This window comes from Paenarthrobacter sp. AMU7 (assembly GCF_041200195.1).
Classification (GTDB): domain Bacteria; phylum Actinomycetota; class Actinomycetes; order Actinomycetales; family Micrococcaceae; genus Arthrobacter.
In genome coordinates this window covers 2,653,515-2,679,352 of sequence record NZ_CP165735.1, presented here as the reverse complement: position 1 = coordinate 2,679,352, position 25,838 = coordinate 2,653,515, and the positions used below count along the sequence as shown (strand labels likewise).

Sequence of the window (25,838 nt, the reverse complement as noted above, 5' to 3'; positions counted from 1 at the left end):
ACCCGATCCGCAAGGGCCCCGCAGTAACCGCCACAGGCGGGTACTGCGGGGCCCTTTGCTGTCTGCTCACAGCGGTCATAACCGGTCTTCTGCGGAGTGCAGTTCCCGGGCCGTGCTGCTTCCCGGCTACGCTGGGGATTGACACGGGGTGCCGGGCATAGGGCCCGGCTGAGATCCAGACCCGTTGAACCTGTCCGGTTAGCACCGGCGAAGGGATGTCCCCATGACGTCATCGTCGTATTCTTCTGTGTACCCTCTGGCTGTTTGCGGCCGGGAAACGCCCCGGGTACTGAGTATCGCGGGCTCGGACCCCTCCGGCGGTGCCGGTATCCAGGCTGACCTGAAGAGCATTGCGGCGCAGGGCGGCTACGGCATGTCGGCGATCACCGCGTTGACGGCCCAAAACACGCTGGGCGTCAGTGCTGTCCATGTTCCTCCGGTGGAGTTCCTGCGACAGCAGTTGGAATCCATCAGCACGGACATCGCCATCGATGCCGTCAAGATCGGCATGCTGGGTGACGCTGCGGTGATCGATGAGGTCCGCAGCTGGCTTGAGTCGGTGCGTCCCGGCGTCGTGGTCCTTGACCCGGTGATGGTGGCCACCAGCGGCGACCGCCTCCTGCGAGGGTCTGCCGAGCAGGCCCTGCGCGCTCTGCTGCCGTTGGCGGACCTTATTACCCCGAACCTCCCGGAGCTTGCCATGCTGTTGGGGGAGCCTGAAGCTGCTGACTGGGATTCGGCGTTGAACCAGGGCAAGCGACTGGCTGCTGAGTGCGGCACCACGGTCCTGGTGAAGGGCGGACACCTGGCAGGGGCGGAATGCCCGGATGCCCTGGTTAACACCAGCGGCCTCCTGCGGCAGGACGTCATCGAGGTAGCCGGACCCCGCATGGAAACGAAGAACAGCCACGGCACGGGCTGTTCGTTGTCGTCGGCTCTGGCCACGGTCCAGGCCCGCACCGGCGATTGGGAAGCTTCCCTGCGCGAAGTCAAGCCGTGGTTGCTTCAGGCGCTGCTGCATTCGGACAGCCTCGACGTAGGCCAGGGAAACGGGCCGGTCCACCATTTCCACCACCATCAGGTCCTGAGGCCGGGGCAATTTGCCGCGGCGCTGTGGAAGGAAGCTGCTCCGGAGCTCGAGGCAATCTACAAGCTCAGCTTTATTGACGGCCTGCAATCGGGCGACCTCCCGGAGGCTGCGTTCAATTACTACCTCGCGCAGGACGCCCTCTACCTCAACGGGTATTCCAGGGTCCTGGCGCGTGCGGGCGCCCTTGCCCCCACGGAGGAGGAGCAACTGTTCTGGGCCAAAGCGTCACAGCAGTGCCTTGAGGTCGAATCGGAACTGCACAGGAACTGGCTCAGCACCCGAGAGGCATCCTCGGTGACCGGACCCGTCACGAAGTCCTACGTGGACCACCTGCTGGCATCCTCGGCCACCGGCAGCTACTCCGTGGTGCTGGCGGCCATCCTGCCGTGCTACTGGCTCTACGCAGAGGTGGGCCAGCGGCTCCATGCATCGTTCGTGAAGGCGGGATCCCCGGCGGCGCATCCCTACGCGGACTGGCTCAGGACTTACGCCGATGAAGAGTTTGCTGCAGCCACCAAGAATGCGATCAATTTCACGGACGCCGCTGCAGCGGCAGCTTCCGAGGGGGAGCGGGCATCAATGGTGGAGGCTTTTGCCCAGTCCTGCCGCTACGAAACTGCGTTCTTTGACGCACCCCGGCTGTTCGCCTGACCGTTCCTGCCCGGGCTTTTTATCTCCGGGTTTCAAACCGCCCCAGCGCGTCGCGGGTCAAATCACGTTAATCGCCCCAAACCCTGTAGGCTGTATGGGCACGGTGCCGGGAGAGTCCGTTACAACTGGTGATGCAAGTCACGTGGTAGCCTCCGGACCCGGCCTCATTTGCAGCCGAGGGTCAAACTAGCGTAATCTTGATCTTCGGTGCTTACGCCAACACTTGGGTTATGCCCCTTGGAATTGTTCAAGGGATGACTCGCGGACTTCGATCAGAAGTCCACGGCGTTGAGGCACAGCGCGAACCAAGCCTGATTTCGGTTCCAGGTTCCGCACGCAAATTTAGTTATAAACGTCGAGAGAAGTGAGTACCCAAGTGGTGTACGCGATTGTCCGCGCAGGCGGCCGCCAAGAAAAAGTTTCCGTTGGAGACTACGTAACGCTTAACCGCGTCCCCGGTGGAGCCGGCAGCACGCTTGAGCTGCCCGCCTTGCTCCTGGTTGACGGCGATAAGGTCACCTCCGCAGCTGCGGAACTGGCCAACGTCAAGGTGACGGCTGAGATCCTCGAAGACCTCCGTGGTCCGAAGATCGTCATCCAGAAGTTCAAGAACAAGACCGGCTACCGGAAGCGTCAGGGTCACCGTCAGGAACTGACCAAGATCAAGATCACCAGCATCGCGTAACTTTCGTTACCCGCTGTTCAGGTTTTTCAGTTTCCCCAGAAATTTAGAGGCAGGCATTTCACATGGCACACAAAAAAGGCGCGAGTTCCACTCGCAACGGTCGTGACTCCAACGCACAGTACCTGGGCGTCAAGCGCTTCGGCGGTCAGGTAGTCTCCGCAGGCGAAATCATCGTTCGCCAGCGTGGCACGCACTTCCACCCCGGTGCAGGCGTTGGTCGCGGTGGCGACGACACCCTGTTCGCCCTGCAGGCCGGCTCGGTTGAGTTTGGTACTCGCCGCGGACGTCGCGTAGTGAACATCGTTGCTGCTGCAGCTGCAGAGTAACAACAAGTTCTGAACCGGTGGAGCGGGCCAAACGGCCCGCTCCACCGTTCTTTTAACCGCATTACAATCGACTAGGGCGCTTTAGCGCACTGGTTTTGCAACAGCGCTGGCAACAGCAACAAACGCTGTAAGTAAGACAGCAACTGAGGAGATCCACGTGGCGAGCTTTGTAGACCGGGTAGTCCTGCACGTATCCGGCGGAACCGGCGGCCACGGCTGTGTCTCTGTAAAGCGGGAGAAGTTCAAGCCCCTCGGTGGCCCCGACGGCGGCAACGGCGGCAATGGCGGCGATGTCATCCTCCGGGTGTCCGCCCAGACCACCACGCTGCTGGACTACCACCATGCACCCCACCGCCACGCCACCAATGGTGGCCCGGGCATGGGCGACTGGCGCGGTGGCAAGAACGGCGAGACCCTGATTCTTCCGGTCCCCGACGGCACCGTCGTCAAGACCAAGGACGGCGAAGTCCTGGCAGACCTCGTGGGTGAGGGTACTGAATACGTCGCAGCTGCCGGCGGCCAAGGCGGCCTGGGCAATGCTTCCCTTTCCTCCCAGAAGCGCCGAGCGCCGGGCTTTGCCCTGTTGGGCATCGAAGGCGAATCCAGCGACATCGTCCTGGAACTGAAGTCCATTGCGGACATCGCGTTGGTCGGCTTCCCCTCTGCCGGCAAGTCCAGCCTGATCGCAGCCATGTCTGCTGCCCGGCCGAAGATCGCCGATTACCCGTTCACCACCCTCATTCCCAACCTGGGCGTGGTCCAGGCGGGAGAAGTCCGTTTCACCATTGCCGATGTCCCCGGTTTGATCGAGGGTGCCAGCGAAGGCAAGGGACTCGGGCACAACTTCCTGCGGCACGTTGAACGATGCGCGGCATTGGTGCACGTCCTTGACTGCGGAACCCTGGAGTCGGACCGGGATCCCCTGTCCGATCTCGCCATCATTGAGGCCGAGCTGGAGAAGTACGCGGTTGACATGAGTTACGCCGGTGTTGACGGCGAAGTTGTTCCCCTGAACGAGCGCCCCAAGCTGGTTGTCCTCAATAAGGTTGACCTGCCCGATGGCAAGGACATGGCTGAGTTCGTTCGTCCCGACCTGGAAGCGCGGGGTTACCGCGTGTTCGAAGTCTCGGCAACCAGCCACGAGGGCCTGCGCCAGCTCGGATTTGCCATGGCGGAGATCGTCAAGGCAGCGCGCGATGCCGTGGCAATCGCACCCCCCAAGGTTGCACCGCCGGTTCTGCGGCCCCGTGCGGTCAACGAGTCCGGTTTCAAGATCCGCCGCGAAGAAAAGAACCTCGAGCCGCTGTTCCGTGTTCTGGGCGAAAAGCCTGTGCGCTGGGTCAAGCAGACCGACTTCACCAACGAGGAAGCCATCGGCTATCTTGCCGACCGTCTGGCTAAGCTGGGCGTGGAAACTGAGCTCTTCAAGGTTGGCGCCAAGCCTGGCGACACCGTGGTCATCGGTGAAGACGACGGCGTGGTGTTCGACTGGGAGCCCACCATGATGGCCGGCGCCGAACTCCTGGCAACCCCCCGCGGTACCGACATCCGCGTTGCGGACATTGGCGACCGTCCTACACGTTCGCAGAAGCGCGATGAGCAGATTGAGCGCCGCGAAGCCAAGGCCGCCGCCCGTGCCGAGCTTGAAGCAGAACGCAAGGCCGGCATCTGGACCGAATCCGTCAGCGGCCGCCGCGCACAGACCGTGAGGGAGAGCACCCTGGACGCCGGTGATGACGACTAGGACCGTCGACGTTCCGGCCACGGCCGAAGGCCTTGAACGCCAGGCCCTCGCCACCGCCAAGCGGATTGTGGTCAAGGTGGGGTCCTCTTCCTTGACCAGCATCAAGGGCGGTATCTCCGAGAAATCCCTTGCGGGACTGGTGGACGCCCTGGCGGACAAGCGCAACGCCGGCACCGAGATCATTCTGGTCTCTTCGGGGGCCATCGCTGCGGGCCTGGCACCTTTGGGACTGGCCAAGCGACCCAAGGACCTGGCAACGCAACAGGCTGCCGCCAGTGTAGGCCAAGGATTGCTGATGGCCCGCTACACACAGGCATTCAGTGCCCACGGCGTCACCGTCAGCCAAGTGCTGCTGACCGCGGATGACCTCATGCGCCGCACGCAGCACACCAACGCTTTCAGGGCGTTGGACCGCCTGCTCAACCTTGGCGTGGTGCCAGTGGTCAACGAGAACGACACCGTGGCCACGCACGAGATCCGCTTCGGTGACAACGACCGGCTGGCCGCTTTGGTAGCCCACCTGGTCCGCGCGGATGCGCTGGTACTGCTGTCCGACGTCGATGCCCTCTATGACGGTCCGCCGTCCCAGGGTGCCAAGCGTATTCCGTTGGTTCAGGGTCCTCAGGACCTTGAGGACGTCACCATCGGTAAGGCCGGTAAGGCCGGCGTCGGAACCGGTGGAATGATGACCAAGGTCGAGGCGGCGTCGATCGCTGCCGGCTCGGGTATCCACGCTTTGGTGACGTCAACGGCCAATGCCGCGGCCGCCTTGGCGGGGGAGGACGTGGGGACTTGGTTCTCCGTCAATGGCAACCGCAAGCCGGTGCGCCTCCTGTGGCTGGCGCACCTGGCGACGGTTCAGGGACGCTTAATGCTCGACGACGGTGCTGTTAAAGCAGTCCGCGAACGGCACAGGTCACTCCTTCCCGCGGGCATTTCGGAGGTCAGCGGTGATTTCGAAGCCGGCGATCCCGTGGAGATGGTTGCCCATGACGGAACCGTGCTGGCGCGTGGGCTGGTGAACTACTCTTCGGAGGAACTTCCGCGCATGCTGGGCCGCACTACCCAGGAGCTCGGCCAGGCGATGGGCCGGGGTTACGACCGCGAAGTTGTTCATGTTGATGATCTGGTGCTCCTGCGGACGCCCCGCTCATCTAAACTTGGAGCATGACTGAAGCGCTGACCCCTGATGCCCCTGTGATCTCCGACGTTTCCGGTGTTGCCGGACAAACGCCGGAGAACCCTGTGGCAGGCGGCGTTCCGCTCTCCCCGGAGGATGTCCAGGCCGCCGTTCATGCCATTGCCGACCGTTCCCGCAAGGCTGCCCGCCGGATGGGCCAGGCGAACCGTGCCTGGAAGGATCGTGCGCTCCGTGCCATTGGAACAGCCTTGGTGGAGAACCGGAAGCATGTTTTGGAGGCCAACGCCAAGGACGTTGCCGCAGGCCGCGCCAATGGCACGTCCGCAGCGCTCCTGGACCGCCTCACGCTGACTCCTGCCCGGATCGATGGCTTGGTTGCGGCCCTGGAGAATCTGGCAGGCCTGCCGGATCCCGTAGGCAACGTAGTCCGCGGACAGACGCTCCCCAACGGCCTGCGCCTGCGCCAGGTCAACGTACCCATGGGCGTTGTGGCCGCCATTTATGAGGCCCGCCCGAACGTGACCGTTGATATCGCCGGCTTGGCCCTCAAGAGCGGCAACGCCGTGATTCTTCGTGGCGGGTCCGCTGCGGCGAACACCAATGAGGCTTTGGTGCGGATCCTTCGGGAAGCACTGGATTCGGTGGGCCTGCCGGCCGATGCTGTCCAGACCGTGGACCAGTACGGCCGCGAAGGTGCCAACGTGCTGATGCGTGCCCGCGGGCGCGTGGACGTCCTCATTCCGCGGGGCGGGCGGGACCTCATCCAGACGGTGGTCACTAACTCTGCCGTACCCGTTATTGAGACCGGCGAAGGCAACGTCCACATCTTCATCGACGAGTCCGCGAATGAAGAAATGGCTGTGGAGATCCTCCTCAATGCCAAAACACAGCGTCCCAGCGTCTGCAACACAGTTGAGACCCTGCTGGTGCACTCGGGCTCAACGGTGCTTCCTGCTGTTGCCAAGGCATTGCGGTCACAAGGGGTGACGCTCCATGTGGACGAGAGGATCGCCGCTGCCTTGGGCAGGGACGTCGAAACCGTTCCCGCTGACGACGACGATTGGGCCACCGAATACATGGACCTGGATCTTGCAGTGGCCATGGTGGACAGCCTGGATGAGGCCGTCAACCACATTCGCACGTGGACCACGGGACACACTGAAGCGATCCTCACCAACAACCTTGCCAATGCCGAGAAGTTCATCGCAGAGGTTGATTCCGCTGCCGTGATCGTCAATGCCTCCACGCGCTTTACCGACGGCGGTGAACTGGGCCTCGGCGCCGAGGTGGGCATTTCGACACAAAAGCTGCACGCCCGGGGTCCCATGGGCCTCACGGAGTTGACCACCACCAAGTGGATCGTCCAGGGTGAAGGCCAAGTCCGCAGCTAGCAACGCTGTAACATAGAACAGAAGTCCGGAACGTCGGGATGCCCCGCCGTGCAAACATTTGAGAACCAACTAGGGGAGAAGATGCTGTTTCAGCAGATCGCCACGTCCATTGCCGCCCAAACTGAAGGCGGCGGCCACGAGGAACTCGCACCCCTGTGGGCAGAGCCGTGGGTCTTCGGCATCGTGATGTTTGCCCTGATGCTGGTCCTCCTGTTCGTCACCCTGTCCTACACCAACCTGGGCAACCGCCACGAGGCTGTTGAAGAGCACGCTGATCCGCACCGCCAGCACCCGAACAAGCACACCCACGGGCAGGGCCACTAACATTATTGCCGCAACACCACGTGGGGAGTCGGGGCGCAGGCTTCGGCTGGGCGTGATGGGTGGAACATTTGATCCAATCCATCACGGCCACCTTGTGGCTGCCAGTGAAGTCGCAGCCAAGTTCGGACTCGACGAAGTGGTTTTCGTGCCGACGGGACAGCCGTGGCAGAAGTCGCACAAACTTGTCAGCGAGCCGGAGCACCGGTACCTGATGACAGTGATTGCCACGGCATCCAACCCACGGTTCACTGTCAGCCGGGTTGACGTTGACCGTCCCGGCCCAACGTTCACCATAGACACCCTGCGTGATTTGCGGGCCCAGCGTCCTGACGCGGACCTGTTCTTCATCACCGGTGCGGACGCCTTGGCCCAGATCCTGTCCTGGAAAGATGTGGACGAGTTGTGGTCGTTGGCGCACTTCGTCGGGGTGACCCGTCCCGGACATGAACTGAACGACCTCGGACGGACTGATGACGTCAGCTTGCTCGAAGTTCCGGCTATGGCGATCTCCTCCACGGATTGCCGGATCCGCGTGGGCGCAGGCAATCCCGTCTGGTACCTGGTGCCGGACGGAGTGGTGCAATACATCGCAAAATATGGTCTGTACGCGCCCCAGCCCGTGGCAGGGGAGCTGACGCCCGCACTTTCCGGATCAGACGACCAAGCACGTACTGAATGAGTTTTGAATGAGCAGCCAGGAACAGCGACCCATCCGCAGCAGGCGTGAGCTTCGCCGCGCCCGGGAAGAACAGTCGGGAGCCGCCGCGCAGCCGGATGCCACTGCGCAGCCGAATGCCACTGCGCACCCTGATGCCACTGCGCAGCCGGACGCGCAACCAGAAGCCACCGCGGAACCGACGGCGCAGCCGAAACCTGCCGCGGAGCCAAAGGTGCCGGCAAAAGCCGGCGTGGATTCCAAGGCCCCCACCACAAGTGCCGCTGCTGGTGCTGACCGTCCGGCTGGGTCTGACCGCCCCGCTGCCCGTAACCGCCGTGCCGCTGATGGTCCGGTGGATGCTGTAGGAACCGCCGCGCAAGAGCGATCCTCGCAGGTCCGGGCACGTGACCGTGCAGCCCTGCGGACCATCAAGGAACTCGCGGACAAGGAAGAACAGCTCTCCGGAGGTGGGCCTCCCACGCGGCGCCAGCTGCGGCTTCAGCAGCTCCAGGCCGAAGTTGCCACGTCAATGAACCCGATCGTTCCAGTGCCGGGTTCCGCGCAGGAAGCTGCAAAGCCGGGTGCTCCAACTGATGGCGCCGGAAACGCCGACGCTACGAAGTCCGCGACCACCAAGCCCGGCATGGCAAAGCCCGAGGTTGCCACAGCCGGGGACGGCAACGAAACTCCCGCAGAGAAGACCACGCCCAAGGACAAAGCTCCGGATGCCGCCACGGAGTCCGGAATGTCCGTTGAGCAGGCCCTTGCAGTCCGTGAGTTGATCGCGGCGCAGGTTCAGAACCAGACGTCCAAGCTGGAACACATCGCCGAGCAGGATCCGTTGGCTGTTGATCCAGCGGTGTTGGCGGAGCAGATTGCCCTTGCCGAACGTGCGGCGGTGTTGAACAAACGAGCTGCAGCCAAGCAGAAGCTTGCCGAGCAGAACAAGGCTGAGCAGGGCAAGGTCGAGCAGGCAAAGTCTCCGGCGGCCACGTCAGGCCCTTCCACGGCCAACAACCTGGCCATGGTGACTCCTTTGGAGTTCGTCAAGGTTCCTGGTGTTGAGCGTCCGGTCATGAAGCGTCCCAGTACCACGTTCGTACCGTTGATCACCTCGGCAGGTCCAACTCTGGATGACCCGTCGCAGGTCAAGAAGCCAGGATCCCGAGGCCGCGCAGGAGTTCTTGCCCGGGCGGAAGCTGTAGCCAGGTCCGCCAGGAAGAAGCCTGCTGCACCTGTGGAGCGCAGCGAAGAGACGCAGCGCCCGCCCGTTTCTGCCAGTACGGCTTACGGACTTGATCCGTTGGACGTCAATACTGCAGGACTGGCACGGGCTCAGCGCAACAGGCTCCTGCAATACGGTGTTTTGGCCATGGGCCTGGTTGCGCTCATCGTCGGCATCATCATGATCACCAGCGGCTAGTTCCGCTTTATCCCGGCAAACGCCAAACCAAGGCCACCGGCCACAACAAGGAGTCCCCGTGTCTGCACATGAACAATCCATCACCCTCGCCCGTCACGCAGCGCGTGCAGCGGCCGATAAGCTCGCCGAAGACATTGTTGCGCTTGATGTGAGCGAGCGCTTGGCGCTTACTGACATCTTCCTTATCGCGTCTGCTCCCACTGAGCGCCAGGTTAACGCAATCGTCGATGGCATCGAGGAAGAACTGCTCAAGCAGGATCTCCGTCCCGTGCGTCGTGAGGGCCGCTCCGAAGGCCGTTGGGTCTTGCTGGATTATGCGGACATCGTAATCCACGTCCAGCACGCAGAAGATCGCGTGTTCTATGCTCTGGAGCGCCTCTGGAAGGACTGCCCTGTGGTGGATCTGGAGCTCGGTGACGATGCCTCCGCCAAGGCTGTTTCCGCGGAGGACTCAGAGCACTAGAAGCTACGGCAACCGAATATGCCCGATTTGGAATTTTCGGAAATGCTGTTCTAAGATATTTGAGTTGCTTCGGCGCGGATGGCTGAAATGCTGAACGTGAAGCAGCAAGAATATGGGGCTGTGGCGCAGCTGGTAGCGCACCTGCATGGCATGCAGGGGGTCAGGGGTTCGAGTCCCCTCAGCTCCACCATCAAGGGTCCTGCTTTCGTCAAGGAAAGCAGGACCTTTCTTGTACCCGGAGTCAATTGATCCAGCTGGCTGTACCGGGCTCACGCAGTTGGGTGATCAGCGGGTCATGGAACCTGCGGCTGGGTGCTTGCGCCTGATGTCAGGGTTGGCAGCATGAATTCCCACATTTGTTCGATCCTGGCCATAACGTCGGCGCGCGCGGTGAGAACCTCGGAAACCATCTGGACTCCGGTGAAGGATGCAATCAGGTATCGGGCAAAGGCAGCGGCATCCAGATCGGCGCGGACATCCCCCTCCGTCTGGGCTTGAGCCAATAACTGGTGGGTGGTGTTGATCCAGTCCTGATACGGGGCGGAAACGTCAGCTTGGAATGCGGAGGCTTCAAAGGTGAGCCGGATACCACCTTGGACTATCGGTTCATCCAAGAGCTGCTGCCCGAACATTCTGCAGAGGCTGATGATTTTTTCCAGCGCAGTGTTGTTGGAGCCGGCGATCTCCGAGCCCGCCGACTGGACCAAGGCGTGTTGTTCGTCGATGACCGCCAGGGCAAGCTCCCGCTTGGACGTGAAATGGAAATAGAGGGCGCCCTTGGTCACGCCCGCGCGCTTGGTGATGTCAGCCAGGCTGGCGTTTCCGTACCCAATCTCAGCGAAGACGCGCGCTGCGCCTTCAATGACTGCCAGCCGGGTGTCCTGCGCACGTTGCTGCATCGGTAGTGGCTGACCTTTCGAGCGATGTGGTGGGGTCGGATGATCTGGCAGGGGATGCTGGCAGTGGCACCTCCGGAACCCATAACGCTATCACCGGGCGCGGCCGGGTCAGTCAAATAAACCGACTGGACGGTTTTGTTTCTGGAGGTATCGATCTTAGACTTCATGGGGGCGGAGCTGGATGACAGCACGCTCCCAGGCAGCCGGTTTGGGGGGAGGCGCGGTGGATTCGTCCAGCGCGCCTCGGCTGCCGGGTTTCATTGATAAGGCGCGGCCCGGGGGTGACGCAGTTCACGGTTGGCCGATTTCGCTTCTCGATGGATTGTGGTTAGTATTGACGAGTTGCTTCGACGGGAAGAGAAAAACTTCACCGGAAAATCAACAAATCCGGGGCTGTGGCGCAGCTGGTAGCGCACCTGCATGGCATGCAGGGGGTCAGGGGTTCGAGTCCCCTCAGCTCCACTTCGGAAAAAGACCCCGCTCACTTGAGCGGGGTCTTTTTGCATGTACTGAAACCCGGTCTCCTTATCCAGGGGGGCGGGCGAACTCGGCGCCGCTGACGAACTCGACACCTTGGAACGGTTCGTCGCCTACAACGTGGGCATTGTGGCCCGGCGGGATCGTGTAGGAGTCGCCGGCAGAGATACTGATCTGGCCGCCGTCGTCGGTTTCAACGTCCAACTTGCCGGAAACGCAGAATCCGACGTGGCTCAACTGGCAGGAGTCGGTGCCCACCACAGGTTTGATGCAGTCAGCCCAGGTCCAACCGGGCTCAAAGGTCATACGGCCGATTGTGTATTCTCCTACGGTGACGAGGTCCAGAACGGTCTTATCCGGGCGGCGCGTTTCGTCGGGAGAGTTGTGGGACTTTACTTCAAGGTTCGTGACAACATTGACACTCATGGCTTCTCGCAGGGGAGGGGGAGCCGGATGATGGATGGTCCCGGTGCCTGGCTCCCTTGTCACCGCGACGTGTGCCGGCCGCCTCTGTGATGGTTCAACCAAACTGACGGGACAGCCAGGTGTTTAGGTGCTGCACTTTCAGGTTCCTCCCAAGCACTGGCAAAGTCGAGTCAAAAACGCAACGAAAGTGAGAACCTCCATCGTGACGGCATTGGAACTGGAAACCCTGTTTGGCTCCTTGAGCAGGCTCCCGGACGTCGAAGCGGAGAATTTGCAGGCCTACGACGCCACTGACCGGATTCTGCTGGAGACAGCGGCAGAAATGGTAGGCCAGGAAACCGGGGTTGTCGTCATTGGCGACCGTTACGGTGCCCTGACGCTGGGTGCGCTGGTGGGACTCGGCGTCGGGCATGTCCGTGTTCACCAAGACCTTGTCACGGGGCGGCTCGCGTTGGAGCGCAACGCAGCTGCAGCAGGTCTCGAGGGCCGTTTCACGCAGCACGGTTTAGGCCCGGAATTGCTCGGCAATGCAGGGCTGGTACTGGTTCAATTGCCGAAGTCGCTCGCTGAGTTGGAGGAAACCGCCGACGCCGTTGCGCGGTTCGCAGCGCCGGATACGGTGGTGTTGGCAGGCGGCCGTGTCAAACATATGTCCACCGGGATGAATTCAGTCCTGGAGAAGTACTTCTCCACTGTCCAACCACAACTCGCCCGCCAGAAATCCAGGGTGCTCATTGCCCGGGATCCCCAACCGGTTCCGGACACACCACCATTCCCCGTTGTGGAACCATTGCAGGAGTTGGGAATCACGGTTTGCGCTCATGGCGCAGTCTTCTCCGGAGCCCGCCTGGATATTGGGACGCGTTACCTGCTGACCTTCCTGGACCGGATGCCGGCTGCCCGCCGCGTGGTGGACCTGGGATGTGGCACGGGGATCCTGGCCACCATGTATGCACGGCGCCATGAGGAGGCGAACGTGGTGGCAACGGACCAATCCGCTGCTGCTGTTGCCTCGGCCCGGGGTACGGCGGCGGCCAATGGTGTGGGGGATCGGGTGGCCGTCCTTCATGATGACGCGATGTCCACGCTTGCACCCGGCAGCGCGGACCTCATCCTGCTGAACCCGCCGTTTCATGTAGGGGCAAGTGTCCATGCAGGCGCTGCGCTGAAGATGTTCCAGGCCGCCGGACGTGTGCTGGCGCCAGGTGGGGAGTTGTGGACCGTCTACAACAGTCACTTGCAGTACCGGGGTGCGCTGGAACGGCTTATTGGACCTACGTCGGAGGAAGGCCGCAACCCCAAATTCACGGTGACACGCAGCCTCAAATCCTGAGGTCACCGTCATCAAGGGCCGGTGCAGGAAGCTGTCACATACAATTCAGTGGCATCGTTACCAACCCCTGACTTCGTCGCCAGCGTGTGCTCGTACCTGTGGGGCTGTGGGTATCGTACGATGCAGACAGAGACTAAACCCGACCAAGTTTTTCCGAATGACGAGGGGCATCAGTGACTGAGATCCGGCAGCCGACACCGAGGCGCGGAACGAATCTACCCCGTATGGGGGACTTCAATCTGACCGTCATTCTGGAGGCGATCCGGCGGTCAGCGCAGGGACTCAGCCGCGTGGAGCTGGCACAGATTGTTGGACTTTCCCCCCAAACCATTTCCAATATTTCCCGGCGCCTGCTGGATCAAAAGCTGATCGTCGAAGCCGGCAAGGAAGGATCGGGGCCGGGCAAGCCGCGGACCATCCTTCGGTTGAACCCGGCTGGGATGTACGCCGTCGGTGTCCATCTGGACCCGGCCGTCATCACTTTCGTGGTCCTTGACCTGTTGGGCGACGTCGTCAGGCATTCCCGGATGTCCACCCCTGGCGGGGACCCCGCCGGCGTGATCACCAGCATCGCCGCGCAAATCAAGGTCCTGGTCGAAGAATCGGGCGTGGACGCATCCAAGATCGCTGGTCTTGGCGTTGCCGTCCCTGGACCGATTGACCTGGATGAAGGCTCTGTAGTGGAGCCGCCCCTGCTGACCAGGTGGAATCGGGTGCGTATCCGCGAGGCCCTGAGCGAAGCCACCGGGCTGGAGACCCTGGTTGACAAGGACGTCACCAGTGCAGCTGTTGCTGAGACCTGGGCCGGAGGCGCGAGCGGCGCCGGCAGCTTTGTTTTTATGTACATGGGTACCGGCATCGGTTGCGGAATCGTGCTCAACGATGAAGTAGTGCGTGGAACCTCCGGCAACGCCGGCGAAATCGGCCACATCGTGGTTGATCCTTCCGGACCTTTGTGCGATTGCGGACTGCACGGATGCGTTAAGTCCTCCTGCATCCCTCAGGTCTTGGTGGCCGAAGCCGAAGCAGCCGGTGTCCTGGACGGTCACCGTGAGGGGGCAGACGGCCCCGAGGTCCAGGAACGTTTTGCAGCGCTGTGCGACCAAGCCGACGCCGGGAACCAAAAAGCCATTGCCATTCTGGACAAATCGGCCACCCTTGTGGCTCGTGCCGTGTCCGTAGTGACCAATACCCTGGATGTGGAGCGCGTGGTTTTCGGTGGACCCTTCTGGGGCCGTATGTCGCCCTACTTCCTGGAGCGGGTTCCGGAACTGCTGGACAGGAACAATGCCGCCCGCATGATCCATGACCTGGAAGTTGTAGGCACGGGAGTGGGCGAGGACGTGGGCGCCATCGGTGCAGCATGTCTCGTCCTGGAGCACATGCTGGCACCGCGGGCCCAGCGGCTCCTTCTGGAAGGCTGAATCAGCACGACGTTTGACGGATTGGAGCACCATGGGCCGCCCGATGAAGTTAGCCGGTATCAAACACGTGGCGCGGAAGTTTGCCGCCATCGCTTCAGCCACCGCCGTCCTTGTGGCAGCCAGCTCCTGTTCGCCTGCGCCTGACGCGGCCGGGAACAAGACGCTGAAGATCGTCTATCAGAAGACGGATGCCTTTACTGCCCTCGACGCAGTCATGCAGGACGCCAAGAATGAGTTCGAGGCAGCCAACTCCGGGGTTGCCGTTGAGCTTCAGCCCATCCAAGCCAACGACGACGACTACGGAACCAAGCTTGCCCTGGCCCAGCGTTCCGCGGAAACGGCACCGGATGTCTTCTACGAGGACACCTTCAAGGTCCGTTCGGACGTCGACGCCGGGTACCTCCTTAAGCTTGATGGCTACCTTGAGAAGTGGGACGACTGGTCCCTGTTCAATGAAGCAGCCAAAGCGGCCGGCCGGGCAGATGACGGCAGTATTTATGCGGTGCCGCTCGGTACGGACACCAGAGCCATTTGGTACAACAAGACAGTCCTTCAAAAGGCGGGCATTTCCTTGCCCTGGCAGCCAAAGACCTGGGATGACATCCTGACCACGGCCCGCGCCGTGAAGGCATCCGATCCCAACGTGATCGCCTTCAACATGTACGCAGGCAAGGGGACCGGCGAGGGCACAGTCATGCAGGGCTTCTATGAACTCCTCTACGGGACAGACAGCACCTTGTATGACGAGAACGCCAGGAAGTGGGTAGTCGGGTCCCAGGGATTTACTGACTCACTGGCGTTCTTGAAGACCCTCTACGACGAAAAACTCGCAGTGAGCCCCGCCGAGGCCTTGGATGCCAACGTCTGGAAGAAAGTCTTTGGCGAGTGGTTCCCGCAAGGCAAACTGGCGGCCACCGTGGAAGGTTCCTACACGCCGTCGTTCTGGCAAAAGGGTGGGGCGTACGAGTGGGCAGGATATGAGCAGGACATGGGCGTCGCGATGTTCCCCACCAGGAATGGCCAGGAGCCCGGAGGTGTCAGTATGTCCGGCGGCTGGACGCTTGCGGTGGGTGCGAAGAGCAAGAACCCTGACCTTGCCTTCCAGTTCCTCACCACTGCTCTGAACAAGAAGAACGCGTTGGCGTACGACATCAACAATTCGCAGATTGCCGTCCGGACCGATGTCGCCACGGAAGCGGATTATTTGGCAGCCAACCCGTTCGTCAAGGATGTTTCGGACCTGGTGGCCGTAACGCATTACCGGCCCGCCACTGCTGACTATCCGAAGATTTCCACTGCAGTCCAAGTGGCCACGGAGTCAGTAATAACGGGCAAGCAAAGCCCCGAGGATGCCGCGGCAGAATACGATGCCACCGTCCGGAAGCTTGTGGGTGAGGACAAGGTCCTGGAGAAATGACCATCCGCCGCGTCCTGCGGCTCCTGCCGGTAGTTCCGTCGATTCTGTTGCTCCTGCTTTTCCTCGTGGCCCCGGTGGCTTGGTCCTTTTATGCGTCCTTCACCAATGCGTCGTTGACGGGCAGAGCGGCGCAGGACCCGCAGTGGGTGGGCGCCGACAACTACGCCCGGATGTTCAGCGATGACTCGTTTCCGCTGTCGGCCTGGCTGACCGTGGTCTTTGTCGCGGCGTCGGCGGTGTTGGGGCAGAATGTGCTGGGCCTGCTGATTGCGCTGCTGATGACGCGTTCACGGAAGGTGGTCTCTTCCGTGGTGGGTACGGCAGTTGTTGCGGCCTGGGTCCTCCCGGAAATTGTGGCTGCGTTTGCCGCCTATGCCTACTTCAACCGGGAAGGAACTCTGAACCAACTGGCCGGCATAGTAGGTGTCGACGGCGTGGACTGGCTGTATTCGTTCCCCCTTGTGGCAATCATCCTGGCCAATACCTGGCGCGGCACCGCTTTTTCCATGCTGGTGTACCGGGCGGCTTTGGCAGACGTACCCCGGGACATTTCCGAGGCTGCGCTCATGGACGGCGCCCGGGGGTGGCAAAGGCTCACTTTCATTACCCTGCCTCTGATCCGGAGCAGTATCACCACCAACCTGATGTTGATTACGCTGCAGACGCTGGCCGTTTTCACCCTCATCTGGGTGATGACAGCGGGCGGTCCTGCCAACGCCAGCACCACTTTGCCGGTCCTGGCGTACCAGGAGGCGTTCAAGTTTGGTGACATCGGCTATGGAACGGCGGTGGCGTCGGTCCTGATCCTGCTGGGCATGGTGTTCGGTGCGCTCTACGTTCGGCTCCTGAGGGAGCGTCGCCCGTGACCACCAAGGGACTGCGAGCGCGGCAGAAGGCACCAGGCACGACGACGGGCGGCACCGCCCGTTCCAGGGCCAGGTTGGGTGCGGATATCGCCTTGGCCGTGATCGGTGTCTGCTTTGTGGCGCCTTTATTGTGGTTGCTGCTGGCCGCCGTCGATCCCCAGGCCGGATACCAGACCAAGGTGCCATCGGCGCCGTCGACCGCCAACTTCAGTGCGGTGCTGACTCCTGAGCTGCTGTTTCAGCCGTTGGCCAACAGCTTGTGGTTGTCTGCCGGTACGGCTGTGGTGAACCTTCTTGCTGCTGTGTTGGCCGCTTATCCGTTGTCCAGATATCAGTCCCGGTTCAACAAGCCGTTCATGTATACGGTGCTGTTCGGCACCTCGCTGCCGGTGACGGCCATTATGGTGCCCGTGTATGGGTTGTTCGTCCAATTGCACCTGTTGGATTCCATGGCAGCCACTATTTTCTTCATGGCGACCACTACTTTGCCCATGGCGATCTGGATGACCAAGAACTTCATGGACTCGGTTCCTTTGGAACTGGAGGAGGCGGCCTGGATGGACGGGGCGTCAGCCATGGCGGCGCTGCGTACCATCGTCCTGCCGCTGATGAGGCCGGGGCTGGGCGTGGTGTTCATCTTTGTCTTCATCCAGGCGTGGGGAAACTTCTTTGTTCCCTTCATCCTGTTGTTGTCACCGGGCAAGCAACCGGCGGCGGTGTCCATCTTCAGTTTCTTCGGTCAGCACGGAGCGGTCGCTTACGGCCAGTTGGCAGCGTTTTCCATCCTGTACTCGGTCCCGGTGCTGCTGCTCTACGCGTTGGTGTCCCGGGGCATGGGGAACTCTTTTGCCCTGTCTGGGGCTATGAAGGGTTAGCGGCGCTCAGTCGATGTCCTCGATGATCTCGCCGTACGGTATGGACTCGTCCAGGTGGGCCTGATGTCCGGTAGAGCCTGTGTTGTAGGTGATCCGGACCCCGTGGCGTTCGTCGGCGGCTGATTGCAGGAGGACGGGCCGAACGGCGTCGATGACGTGCTGGTCCTGGGCGGCGAGGTACTTCTGATAGGCGGCTGGTAGCTGATGCATGGCAAAAGGATAGACCTCGGAGGGCTGCATGGGGAGGGGTCCCCATTGCGGCCCTGGACAGGGCAGGCTTCGATAGAGTGGCCCATGCAGGCGGAAGCACTGATCCCGGCTTTGTTGCCGGCTGCCTGCCGGGAGACGTCAGACGCCAGCGAGGGGACCACGAGTGCAACAGACCACAGCCACGGCCGGCATCGACGCACCGGACATGGCCCGTGCCCAACAACTCGTGGGCAGCATCATCCGGAGTTTCGAGAACAAAGTGGTGGGCCAGTCCAGGCTCCGCGAGACGTTGGTCATCGGCTTGTTGACGGGCGGCCACGTGCTGCTTGAAAGTGTGCCGGGCCTTGCCAAGACCACGGCGGCCCAGGCAATCGCGGAATCGGTCAGTGCGGAGTTCCGCCGGATCCAGTGCACTCCGGACCTGTTGCCCAGTGACATCGCCGGCACGCAGATATTCGATGCTGCCAAAGGAACCTTCATCACGCAGCTGGGCCCGGTCCACGCCAACATCGTGCTCCTGGATGAGATCAACAGATCCAGCGCGAAGACCCAGAGTGCCATGCTCGAGGCCATGCAGGAACGGCAGACGTCCATCGGTGGCGAGTCCTACCCTTTGCCGCAGCCGTTCCTGGTGCTGGCTACACAGAACCCGATTGAGCAGGAAGGGACGTACCGGCTCCCCGAGGCCCAAATGGACCGTTTCATGCTCAAGGATGTCCTGGACTACCCGAGTCCGGCCGAGGAAGCCGAAGTCATCCGCCGGATTGACGCCGGTGTGTTCGATGCCGACCAGAAGCCGCCGGCTGCTGCCTCACTGGACGCTGTTGTCCAGGTCCAGGAACTCGTGCGACGGGTCTACATCGACCCCGCGATCGTCAGGTACATCGTGGGCCTTGCCTACGTCACCCGCAATGCTTCCCAATATCTGGAGCCCAAGCTCGCCAACCTGGTGGAGTTCGGCGCCAGCCCCAGGGCCAGCATTGCCTTCAGCCAGGCAGCCAGGGCCCTGGCCTTGCTGAACGGCCGAGACCACGTCATTCCCGAGGACGTCAAAAACCTCGCCCACCGGATCCTGCGGCACCGCATCATTCTCGGGTTCGATGCTGTGGTTGAAGGCGTCCCGGTGGAAACTGTCATTGATGCCGTCGTGGCGTCTGTCCAGACACCGTAGCGGGGACTACGCGTGCCCAGCCTGCTTCGCCGGGTTAAGTCGAAGATGTTCATCTTCGCCCACCGGAGGACACTGACCCTGCTCGACGGTGAATACGGCTCCGTTTTCACAGGCCGCAGCCTGGACTTTGATGAACTGCGGGCCTACGTTCCTGGAGATGAAGTCAGGGATATTGATTGGAAAGCCACCGCACGGCACGGATCGCCCCTGGTCAAGCGGTATGTGGCGGTTCGCCGTCACTCGGTGCTGTTGCTGGTGGATACCGGACGGACCATGGCTGCCCAGGCTTTGTCTGGTGAATCCAAGAAGGACATCGCTGTGCAGGCAGCCGGAGTGCTGGGGTATCTGGCGTGTCGCCACGGTGACGACGTCGGCCTCCTGCACGGGAACGAGACCACAACCCGGTATGTACCTCCCCGCAGCGGCGAGGAGCACCTGGAACGCTTGCTGCAGGAGGTCGATGCGGGCGTTGTCCTGGACGGGCCGCCCAGTTCCCTCGCGGAGCAACTCGACTACGTCCTGAGATACTTGAAGGGACGCCTGCTCGTGGTTGCCGTGACGGACGAGTTCATGCCCGATGCCCGTACTGAGGGGCTGATGCGCAGGCTTCGGGCCAGGCACGAAGTCCTGTGGCTGACCGTGCGGGACGCGAACCTCACACCGGTGGCAGACAAAGGTGCCACGAACAGTACGGATGTGGGCACCGGGCAGGGAATCCCCGCGCTGCTGGCCGCCGACAGCAAGATCCAGGCAGCCTATGAAGCTGCCATGGTGGAACGCGGAGAACGTCGCAGCTCCATCTTCCGCCGATTGGGCATAGCCGAGGAACAAACCTCAGGCAGTGCGGACGTCCTGCCTGCCGTCTTTGCACTCCTTGAGAAGCACCGTTCGGGTGGGCCAACTGCCAGGGGTTCCGGTGGAGGTGGCAATCGTGCAGGATGATGCCGGCTTCTACGCGCCACTGCAGTATCAGCCGCAATGGTTCTGGGCCGGCCTGCTGATAGTGGTGGTGGTGGGTGCTTGGTATGCCTGGATCTTCCGGCCCATTCGCCGGAGACCACCAGCCGGACAAGGACCGCCACAGCAGGACCTGGACGCCCTGCGTTCTGCGTGCCTCGCGGCCATCACCGCCACAGCAGAAGACGCCGACGCCGGACGGATACCAGTGCGCGACGCCCACCAAAGACTTAGCTTCCTCGTGCGGGAGTTCGCCGGGGCAGCCACGGGGCTACCCGTCACGTCCATGACGCTGGAAGATCTCCGCCGCCAAGGTCTCGAGGAACTTGCTGAAGGAATCGCGGGCATCTACCCCAACGAATTCTCCCGTGTGCCAATCCACCCCGTGGGGCACTCAGCAGAGACTGCGCGACAGGTGGTGATCGGATGGAACTGAGCTACTGGTGGATCCTTCCCCTTGCCGCAGCAGCGGTGGCCATCAGCGCCTGGCTGTACCGCCGTCGTCGTCCTCCACGGACCCGGCCCGTCGCGCACGGAGACCGCCTGACCGACCTGCCGGAGTACCAGCACGCACTACGCAGGTACCGGCTGCGGCTGATGGTGTCAGTGGCGCTGGGTGTCGTATTCCTCGCCGCCACCGCTACAGCTGCCGCCCGGCCCGTCCTGCGCGCCACGGAGCAACCGGAAATCCGGAACAGGGACATCGTGCTCTGCCTGGACGTGTCCGGATCCATGACCAGCACCGATGCCGCCATAGCCACCGTGTTCCAGGAACTCGCCAAGGAATTCGACGGCGAGAGGATCGGCATGGTCATCTTCGACAGCAGCAGCGTGCAACTCTTTCCCCTCACGGACGACTACGACTACGCCGCCGAACAGCTCGCCGAAGCCAAGGAAGCCTTGGACAGCGGGGCAGGATCCTTCTTCGACGGCACGTGGAACGGCGCAGGCTCCTCGCTGATCGGCGACGGCCTGGCGTCCTGCGTGCAGAGCTTTCCCGATGACGCAGGCGCCACCGATGCCCAGCGCTCGCGGTCCGTGGTGCTGGCCACTGACAATTTCCTCTCCGGCGAGCCGATCTTCAGCCTGCAGGAAGCAGCAGCACTGGCAGTCGACAAAAACGTAAAGGTCTATGCCCTGAACCCCAGCGACATGGACTACGGCAACCAACCTGATGAACCCGGTGCCCAACTCAGGGCTGCCGCTGAGGGTACCCAGGGCGCCTACTTCACCGTGGACGGCGCTGAGGCCGTGCCGGGCATTGTGGGGAAAGTGCAGGAAACAGAAGCCACCAGCTACCGGGCAGCTCCTCAGTCGGTAGTAGCCGATGCTCCCGCCTGGCCGCTCGGGATCGCCCTGCTTGCCGGAACGGGCATGCTGGTGCTCGGATGGAGGCTGGAACCATGACCTTCGCACCGGTCTTTCCATGGCCCCTGTTGGTCCTGGCCTTCGCCGCCATGCTGATGTTCACCGTGCTGGCCCTGAAACGGAACGCGAGGCCGGCAGCGTTGCGGGGCGCCGCCGTCGTGCTTCTGCTCCTTGCCGCGCTCCGGCCAGGTTGGCCCGGTGGACAGGCCAACACCGCCACCGCGGAGATGGACGTCTTCTTCGTGGTGGACACCAGCACCAGCATGGCAGCCGAAGACTACAACGGCTCCAGTACCCGCCTGACGGGGGCCCAACGTGATGTCATGGCGATAGCCAAGGAGCTCGCCGGTGCCAAATTCTCCCTGATCACGTTCGACAACCAGGCCACCGTCCGAATGCCCCTCACCCGCGACGCCACCGCGCTGCAGACTGCCATGACCACGCTCCAACCCCAAAACGCCCGATACGCCAAGGGAAGCAGCGTCACTGGTGCGGCACAGCTCCTCAAAGACCGGCTTGCCGCGGCCAAGGAGCAACACCCGGGCAGGCCTGCTCTGGTCTTCTACGCCGGCGATGGCGAGAACACCAGCGCCGAGCGGCCAGCGGCCATGGACGCCGCCAACGTAGCCGGGGGAGCAGTCCTCGGATACGGCACCCCTCAGGGAGGACGCATGAAGGAAACCCCGGATGCCGACGCCGGCTACCTCAAGGACCGCAGCTCCGACACCACGCAGGACGCCGTTTCACGCATCGACGAAGACCAACTCCGCGCTATCGCCGAGCAACTCCGCCTCCCCTACGCACACCGGACCGGGACAGAGCCGCCGTCGGACATGCTTGCAAAAGCCAAGCCAGGTGTCCTCACTATCAGCGACGCGGACACCCCCGGACGAATTGAGCTCTACTGGCTCCTCGCCCTGGCTGCCTTCCTGCTGGCATTGCACGAACCACTGCGCCACCTCGCCGCACTCCTGAACCTCCGGCCTGCAGCAGCAAAGGAGCGCACCCCATGACCCACGACGTACGACGACGGCGACTCCGCCTTACGCTGTGGTCCGCGCCGGCGGCCCTGCTGGCGCTCGCAGTTGCCGCGAAACTCCTGGGTGTGGGCGTCCTGGGTGGTGCAGCCGCGGAGTCCTACGCAGCCGGTCAGGAAAATGACGTTGCCCGGGCTGCCTCCTGGCTCCATGTAGCCAACTTCGTGGAGCCGCACAAGGCGTCGTTCGCCTCCGGGGACGCCCGGGTGCTGGCCGGTGACTTCGCCGCTGCACGGGAAGAGTTCGAGACGGCTTTGCGGCTCGGCCCAGGTGATGACGAGTGCAAAGTCCGGGTCAACCTTGTCCTGAGCATCGAGAAATTGGGGGACGCGGCAGGGGACGGTGACGCTGCGGCCCGGCTGCTTGCGGAAGGACTTGCTGTCGCCGAAGCATCACCGCCGCAATGCCATGCTGTTGGTCCCGCCAACGCCGCAGGGGAGGGCGCAGCCCTTGACGCGGCGGAGGACCGGCTCACGAACAAAATCGCCGAAGGAAAGACGCAAAGCGGCACGGCGCAGCAGCCTTCCGGGGAATCCCCGTCCACGCCTCCACAGGAACAGCTCAAACAATTGGAGGAGAGCGCGCAACGAGCCCAACGGGAACGCTCGGAGGGGCAGGAACGCGGAGAATACCTGCGCAGTCCTGACGATGGCCCTCACGTTGACAGGCCATGGTGAACCTATGGGTGAACAAAGTTCACGAATCCTTGGACTCACATCGGACAACCGCGACGGCGGCCGGCCACCATAAGGTGACCGGCCGCCGTCGTTCGCTGTTAAGCGTTGCTGGCTACTCCCAGAGGATTTCGTCATCCACCACGCCGTCTTCGTCGGCTGCGACCACCAGGAGTTCGTCCGTGAAATGAGATCCGAGGGTGAAGTCCAGCACAAAATACCGCTCTGGCTGTCCGGGGTAGATGGCCACGTGGCCGAGCTTGAGGGCCTTCAGGAATACATCATTGGTTAGTTGGCCCTTGTCCCGGACGCCGAAGACCGATTCCAGCTGCTCGTCCTTGAGCTGTGAGCTATGGAAATGCAGGAATTGCTGGGGATTGGTGCCGTCCTGGTCAAGCTCTTCGGCAATCATTTCCCTGACCTGGTCCACGAGTTCGGGCAGGAAGCGCAACCTGTAGTCCACCTTGCGCATGGCGGCCTCATCGAAGTGGTCGTGCGCGGTGACATTGAGGTCCAGCTCCAACTGGTTGCCGGCGAGTTCGTGTCTTGCGACGAAGCAATGTTCACGCCCGTGGTTGAGCTCGATCTCCCCAAAATGTTTGCTCGCTACCTTGCCCATGTGATCAATCTAACCCCATCAACCGGCGGGTTCCAGCACTTGGGGATATTTCACCGGCGCCGTTGCGGGGCCTTGACAGGCGCGGTTTTCAAGGGGTGAAGTCCGCTCTTACCCGACGTCTCCCGGAGGGTGTCGGCCAGCAGTTGTGTGAACAACTGCACTTGCGCCGTCCGCTTTTCGTTGATGAGCAATGCGAAGACGTTGCGCGCCAGCCGAATGTCCGGGACGTCAAGGACCACGACGCCGGATGGCCGGTTCCGGAGCGCCAGTTCGGGTACCAGCGAGGCACCCAGGCCGGCGGCGGTCATCTCCAAGCTGGCGTGGAAGTCGTCGCTGTACGCCACCACCCGTGGATGGAGGTTGCAGCTGGCGAACAGGCGCTCGATCACCAGGGCGTCGCTGGTGCCGGGGTGGTGGACGATCCACGGCATGTCGGACAGGTGAGCGGCTTCTATCTCGGCGTCCTCCCGGATTTTCCAGGATGCCGGCAGCACCACCCTGAAGTCGTCGTCTCCGATCCACTGCCGTTCCAGGGAGTGTGGCCAGGCCAGTCCGGACTGACCCACCTGGTAGACCAGCGCCACGTCCAGTTCGCCGCCGCTGCGCAGTCCCTGGATGGTTTGGGCGGGCTCCGCCACGGAGACGCGGAGCTCAATGCCCAGCCCGTTCCACCGATCGTTCCGGAGGATTTCCGGCAACACGTAGGTGGCAAGGCTGGGGAAGATGCCAAGCCTCAGTTCCTGCGCGGGGGAGTCGTTGGTTCGTGAAGCGGCAGCCATGAGGGCTTCGACGTCTGTCAGTACCTTCGATGCGTGCCGGGTCATGGTCACGGCAGCTTCCGTGGGGACAACGCTCCGCGCCGACCGTTGGAAAAGCTCGACGCCGGTATCGCGTTCCAGCGCTGCCATCTGTTGGGAGACTGCCGAGGCTGTGTAGCCAAGCTGGGCGGCGGCAGCAGCGAAGGAACCCAAGCGGGTTACTTCCATCAGCGTCCGGAGGTGGAGGAGATTGACCATCAGCAGATTTTAGCTGTTCGCCACGCCACATTTTCAAAGTGTCACGACACGCCGTATCCGGGCGACACGCTGGAGATTAAATGTGGCTAAGTAGTCCACAGGGTGTGGATGACATCTCTCAATTTGGCGGAATCACGGACATTTTGAGGGCCCTCGCCTGTGGACGAGCGGTGGATTGAATGACATACTTGTAATACATCATCTTGGGGTTCCAGTTCGACGCTTGCACTACATGTAGTATCGATTTACGGATTGAGCGGGAAACCAGCACAAGACAAAATCAGAGCGTGTTGGCTGTCACGGCAGCCCGCGGGCCGGTATCGGATTCAGTAGCTAGTTCCGGTTGAGCCCGCCAGATACGAAGAGCGACAGACTTCAACTAAGGGGACAGGGATCATGACCGTAACGGTTTACACCAAGCCGGCCTGTGTTCAGTGCAACGCAACCTACCGGGCACTCGACAAGAAGGGCATTGCCTACCAGAGTGTCGACATCTCCCAGGATGCCGAGGCCCTCGAGCGCCTCAAGGCACTGGGCTACATGCAGGCTCCGGTCGTCGTAACCGAGCAGGACCACTGGTCTGGTTTCCGCCCGGACAAGATCGAGGAACTGGCCCAGGCCGTTTCCTCCGTGGCCTAAGTTTCATTCAAACTTCGCCACCACAGCACACTAAGAATTCCTATGTAGTCGAGGTGACTCCCATGGCACCGCTGGCAGCGGCACCCGTACGCGATGCTGCGGAAGCTGTGACCACGAGGAGTCACCTCATCTACTTTTCCTCGATCTCCGAGAACACCAAACGATTCGTCGAAAAATTGGGTACGGATGCGGCGCGCATCCCGCTATACGCCCAGGATGCTCCGCTTCGAGCCCTCGAACCCTTCGTCCTTGTACTGCCCACTTACGGCGGAACAAACGGCGAAGGTTCCGTGCCGAAGCAAGTCATCAGATTTCTCAACGATTCCAGGAACAGGGAACTGATCCGCGGTGTTATCGGAGCAGGGAACACCAATTTCGCGGACAACTACTGCGCGGCGGGAGACATCATCTCCGTCAAGTGCAAAGTGCCGCATCTTTACAAATTTGAACTCATGGGAACGCCGGAAGACGTTCAGCGGGTCAACGAAGGGCTGGAAAAGTTTTGGACACAACTGTCGCAGAAACAGAAGTAAC

General features: G+C 62.1%; 28 protein-coding genes, 2 tRNA genes and 1 riboswitch. Of the genes, 25 read left to right on the top strand and 5 right to left on the bottom strand.

What is annotated here, in order from left to right; all coding sequences use genetic code 11:
• Positions 1-134 precede the first annotated feature (134 nt).
• A riboswitch (TPP riboswitch) is annotated at positions 135-233 on the top strand.
• The 11 genes from thiD to ABQM86_RS12255 all read left to right on the top strand — a co-directional run bounded on the left by thiD (position 224) and on the right by ABQM86_RS12255 (position 10,086).
• Entirely contained in the window at positions 224-1,741 is a 1,518-nt protein-coding gene (gene thiD, locus ABQM86_RS12305; RefSeq protein WP_369744544.1) for a bifunctional hydroxymethylpyrimidine kinase/phosphomethylpyrimidine kinase, read from the top strand. (Overlaps the previous riboswitch by 10 nt.)
• A 376-nt stretch (positions 1,742-2,117) precedes the next feature.
• Positions 2,118-2,426: a 50S ribosomal protein L21 gene (gene rplU / locus ABQM86_RS12300; RefSeq protein ID WP_018777818.1), complete on the top strand. Its 309-nt coding sequence runs from the start codon at positions 2,118-2,120 to the stop codon at positions 2,424-2,426.
• Positions 2,427-2,488: 62 nt separating this feature from the next.
• The gene (gene rpmA / locus ABQM86_RS12295) at positions 2,489-2,752 is read left to right on the top strand and encodes a 50S ribosomal protein L27 (protein WP_024816903.1); all 264 of its coding nucleotides are present in this window, start codon (positions 2,489-2,491) and stop codon (positions 2,750-2,752) included.
• 157 nt (positions 2,753-2,909) lie between these two features.
• Positions 2,910-4,496, top strand: a complete 1,587-nt coding sequence (obgE, locus tag ABQM86_RS12290) for a GTPase ObgE (protein WP_280622977.1) — start codon at positions 2,910-2,912, stop codon at positions 4,494-4,496.
• A complete protein-coding gene (proB, locus tag ABQM86_RS12285; RefSeq protein WP_280622976.1) occupies positions 4,486-5,667 on the top strand; it encodes a glutamate 5-kinase in 1,182 nt (393 codons plus the stop codon). Before obgE ends, proB begins: the two co-directional genes overlap by 11 nt.
• Positions 5,664-7,028 (top strand): glutamate-5-semialdehyde dehydrogenase, encoded by a 1,365-nt coding sequence (locus ABQM86_RS12280; RefSeq protein ID WP_369744543.1) that lies wholly within the window; start codon positions 5,664-5,666, stop codon positions 7,026-7,028. The genes proB and ABQM86_RS12280 overlap by 4 nt, the downstream gene beginning before the upstream one ends.
• 81 nt (positions 7,029-7,109) lie before the next feature.
• Entirely contained in the window at positions 7,110-7,352 is a 243-nt protein-coding gene (locus ABQM86_RS12275) for a hypothetical protein (protein WP_089595294.1), read from the top strand.
• A 4-nt stretch (positions 7,353-7,356) separates the two neighbouring features.
• A complete protein-coding gene (nadD, locus tag ABQM86_RS12270) occupies positions 7,357-8,031 on the top strand; it encodes a nicotinate-nucleotide adenylyltransferase (RefSeq protein ID WP_369746664.1) in 675 nt (224 codons plus the stop codon).
• Positions 8,032-8,038: 7 nt separating this feature from the next.
• Positions 8,039-9,433, top strand: a complete 1,395-nt coding sequence (locus ABQM86_RS12265) for a hypothetical protein (RefSeq protein ID WP_369744542.1) — start codon at positions 8,039-8,041, stop codon at positions 9,431-9,433.
• A gap of 58 nt (positions 9,434-9,491) precedes the next feature.
• The gene (gene rsfS / locus ABQM86_RS12260; RefSeq protein ID WP_091553904.1) at positions 9,492-9,896 is read left to right on the top strand and encodes a ribosome silencing factor; all 405 of its coding nucleotides are present in this window, start codon (positions 9,492-9,494) and stop codon (positions 9,894-9,896) included.
• A 114-nt stretch (positions 9,897-10,010) separates the two neighbouring features.
• A tRNA-Ala gene (locus ABQM86_RS12255) sits at positions 10,011-10,086 on the top strand.
• A 103-nt stretch (positions 10,087-10,189) separates the two neighbouring features.
• Here the strand turns inward: ABQM86_RS12255 and ABQM86_RS12250 are convergent.
• On the bottom strand, positions 10,190-10,795 hold the full coding sequence (locus ABQM86_RS12250) for a ScbR family autoregulator-binding transcription factor (protein ID WP_369744541.1): 606 nt from the start codon (positions 10,793-10,795) through the stop codon (positions 10,190-10,192).
• A gap of 389 nt (positions 10,796-11,184) precedes the next feature.
• On the opposite strand from ABQM86_RS12250, the gene ABQM86_RS12245 reads away from it, so the two are divergent.
• A tRNA-Ala gene (locus ABQM86_RS12245) sits at positions 11,185-11,257 on the top strand.
• Positions 11,258-11,320: 63 nt separating this feature from the next.
• Here ABQM86_RS12245 and ABQM86_RS12240 read toward each other — a convergent pair.
• Entirely contained in the window at positions 11,321-11,698 is a 378-nt protein-coding gene (locus ABQM86_RS12240) for a cupin domain-containing protein (protein WP_207593725.1), read from the bottom strand.
• A gap of 187 nt (positions 11,699-11,885) precedes the next feature.
• Here ABQM86_RS12240 and ABQM86_RS12235 point away from each other — a divergent pair, with 187 nt between their 5' ends.
• The 5 genes from ABQM86_RS12235 to ABQM86_RS12215 all read left to right on the top strand — a co-directional run bounded on the left by ABQM86_RS12235 (position 11,886) and on the right by ABQM86_RS12215 (position 17,613).
• Positions 11,886-13,031: a class I SAM-dependent methyltransferase gene (locus ABQM86_RS12235; RefSeq protein ID WP_369744540.1), complete on the top strand. Its 1,146-nt coding sequence runs from the start codon at positions 11,886-11,888 to the stop codon at positions 13,029-13,031.
• Between the two features lie 224 nt (positions 13,032-13,255).
• Positions 13,256-14,455: an ROK family protein gene (locus ABQM86_RS12230; protein ID WP_242703319.1), complete on the top strand. Its 1,200-nt coding sequence runs from the start codon at positions 13,256-13,258 to the stop codon at positions 14,453-14,455.
• Between the two features lie 43 nt (positions 14,456-14,498).
• The gene (locus ABQM86_RS12225; protein ID WP_369744539.1) at positions 14,499-15,872 is read left to right on the top strand and encodes an extracellular solute-binding protein; all 1,374 of its coding nucleotides are present in this window, start codon (positions 14,499-14,501) and stop codon (positions 15,870-15,872) included.
• Positions 15,869-16,738, top strand: a complete 870-nt coding sequence (locus ABQM86_RS12220) for a carbohydrate ABC transporter permease (RefSeq protein ID WP_369744538.1) — start codon at positions 15,869-15,871, stop codon at positions 16,736-16,738. The genes ABQM86_RS12225 and ABQM86_RS12220 overlap by 4 nt, the downstream gene beginning before the upstream one ends.
• Positions 16,735-17,613, top strand: coding sequence for a carbohydrate ABC transporter permease (locus ABQM86_RS12215; protein ID WP_369744537.1), 879 nt, complete (start codon positions 16,735-16,737; stop codon positions 17,611-17,613). Before ABQM86_RS12220 ends, ABQM86_RS12215 begins: the two co-directional genes overlap by 4 nt.
• 6 nt (positions 17,614-17,619) lie before the next feature.
• On the opposite strand, the gene ABQM86_RS12210 is transcribed toward ABQM86_RS12215, so the two are convergent.
• Positions 17,620-17,853 carry a hypothetical protein gene (locus ABQM86_RS12210; RefSeq protein WP_089595283.1) on the bottom strand — a complete coding sequence of 78 codons (234 nt, stop codon included), beginning with the start codon at positions 17,851-17,853 and terminating at the stop codon, positions 17,620-17,622.
• 133 nt (positions 17,854-17,986) lie between these two features.
• Between ABQM86_RS12210 and ABQM86_RS12205 the strand changes: the two genes are divergently transcribed.
• The 6 genes from ABQM86_RS12205 to ABQM86_RS12180 are packed head-to-tail and all read left to right on the top strand — an operon-like array spanning position 17,987 to position 23,033.
• The gene (locus ABQM86_RS12205; protein ID WP_369744536.1) at positions 17,987-18,994 is read left to right on the top strand and encodes an AAA family ATPase; all 1,008 of its coding nucleotides are present in this window, start codon (positions 17,987-17,989) and stop codon (positions 18,992-18,994) included.
• A 12-nt stretch (positions 18,995-19,006) separates the two neighbouring features.
• On the top strand, positions 19,007-19,936 hold the full coding sequence (locus ABQM86_RS12200; protein ID WP_280622968.1) for a DUF58 domain-containing protein: 930 nt from the start codon (positions 19,007-19,009) through the stop codon (positions 19,934-19,936).
• On the top strand, positions 19,926-20,387 hold the full coding sequence (locus tag ABQM86_RS12195) for a hypothetical protein (RefSeq protein ID WP_207593719.1): 462 nt from the start codon (positions 19,926-19,928) through the stop codon (positions 20,385-20,387). The genes ABQM86_RS12200 and ABQM86_RS12195 overlap by 11 nt, the downstream gene beginning before the upstream one ends.
• Entirely contained in the window at positions 20,378-21,358 is a 981-nt protein-coding gene (locus ABQM86_RS12190) for a VWA domain-containing protein (protein WP_207593718.1), read from the top strand. Before ABQM86_RS12195 ends, ABQM86_RS12190 begins: the two co-directional genes overlap by 10 nt.
• Positions 21,355-22,332 (top strand): VWA domain-containing protein, encoded by a 978-nt coding sequence (locus tag ABQM86_RS12185; RefSeq protein WP_369744535.1) that lies wholly within the window; start codon positions 21,355-21,357, stop codon positions 22,330-22,332. The genes ABQM86_RS12190 and ABQM86_RS12185 overlap by 4 nt, the downstream gene beginning before the upstream one ends.
• Entirely contained in the window at positions 22,329-23,033 is a 705-nt protein-coding gene (locus ABQM86_RS12180) for a hypothetical protein (protein ID WP_369744534.1), read from the top strand. Before ABQM86_RS12185 ends, ABQM86_RS12180 begins: the two co-directional genes overlap by 4 nt.
• A gap of 112 nt (positions 23,034-23,145) precedes the next feature.
• Here the strand turns inward: ABQM86_RS12180 and ABQM86_RS12175 are convergent, their stop codons facing one another.
• Together ABQM86_RS12175 and ABQM86_RS12170 are read right to left on the bottom strand one after the other, a co-directional pair.
• Positions 23,146-23,649 carry a DUF2004 domain-containing protein gene (locus tag ABQM86_RS12175; protein WP_089595277.1) on the bottom strand — a complete coding sequence of 168 codons (504 nt, stop codon included), beginning with the start codon at positions 23,647-23,649 and terminating at the stop codon, positions 23,146-23,148.
• Between the two features lie 50 nt (positions 23,650-23,699).
• Positions 23,700-24,665: a LysR family transcriptional regulator gene (locus tag ABQM86_RS12170; RefSeq protein ID WP_207593715.1), complete on the bottom strand. Its 966-nt coding sequence runs from the start codon at positions 24,663-24,665 to the stop codon at positions 23,700-23,702.
• A 396-nt stretch (positions 24,666-25,061) separates the two neighbouring features.
• On the opposite strand from ABQM86_RS12170, the gene nrdH reads away from it, so the two are divergent.
• Positions 25,062-25,304 (top strand): glutaredoxin-like protein NrdH, encoded by a 243-nt coding sequence (nrdH, locus tag ABQM86_RS12165; protein WP_011775022.1) that lies wholly within the window; start codon positions 25,062-25,064, stop codon positions 25,302-25,304.
• 62 nt (positions 25,305-25,366) lie between these two features.
• Positions 25,367-25,837, top strand: coding sequence for a class Ib ribonucleoside-diphosphate reductase assembly flavoprotein NrdI (gene nrdI, locus ABQM86_RS12160; RefSeq protein ID WP_369744533.1), 471 nt, complete (start codon positions 25,367-25,369; stop codon positions 25,835-25,837).
• Position 25,838 lies beyond the last annotated feature (1 nt).